Origin of the sequence: Vibrio sp. 10N.222.48.A3 (assembly GCF_041475345.1) — a bacterium.
Taxonomy (GTDB): Bacteria; Pseudomonadota; Gammaproteobacteria; order Enterobacterales; family Vibrionaceae; genus Vibrio; species Vibrio tasmaniensis_A.
The window spans coordinates 1-878 of record NZ_JBFRVX010001009.1; the positions used below are offsets into that span (position 1 = coordinate 1).

1 protein-coding gene is annotated in these 878 nt (G+C 33.4%); it reads left to right on the forward strand.

Annotated elements, in window-relative coordinates; translation table 11 throughout:
* Positions 1–118 precede the first annotated feature (118 nt).
* Positions 119–878, forward strand: a 760-nt coding sequence (locus tag AB4653_RS23010; RefSeq protein WP_372105410.1) for a LysR family transcriptional regulator, incomplete at its 3' end; no start/stop codon positions are given.

Below are 878 nucleotides of genomic sequence, written 5' to 3' on the forward strand. Positions count from 1 at the left end.
TTATTTATGAGTATATAAATAATGTTTTTTTGTATCTGAATGACACTATTGTTACTTTGACGCTGATTTTTAATAAGAATAATTAATAAAATAACGCAACATCGGGGTAGTTTGCACCATGAAAAACGTCAACAGGTCTATCGACGTCAAATATTTAAGAACATTTTCGCACGTTGCTAAACACAAAAGTTTTACAGCAGCCGCTGAGTCTTTATTTATGACACAACCCGCTGTATCTCAGCATATTAAAAAGATCGAAAGTACAATCGGGGCGAGTATTTTTGATAGGAAAGAGGGATTTTTACTCACTAAACACGGAAAAGTATTACTTGATTATGCAGACCAAACAATGTCTATGTACGAAAGATTGTTTGAAGATTTGGAAAAGGTTGAATTAAGAGACCAATTCAATATAGCGATTTCTGAATCTTTTTGCTTCGATATGGTTGAGCGTGTAATCAATGAATTTCGAATGTTGAACAATATAGACTTGTCCATAAATAGTTTCACAAAGTCCTCTTTATTGGATTCTTCTCGTTACGATTTGATTTTTACAATGGATAGAATTTCACAAGAGAATGGAAAATCCTATCAACTGAATACCGTTAACTATGTTATCGCGCATTCTAATTCACTTGATCCGCATGAGTGTTATCCGCAGAGAGTTGTTTTTTGTAGTTCTCTTCCCAAATCTTATGTACAAGAGATACTCAACGATTATAAAATTGACTCAAATCATGTGACGAGTTGGGTGAAGACAAGTTCATGCCAATTCCTTAAAAATGAACTGGAAACGAATGGAACTATTTTAATATTTCCTGAATGGTCGATACGTCACAATAAATGCAAGACAATACCATTACGTCAAAAAGTAAACA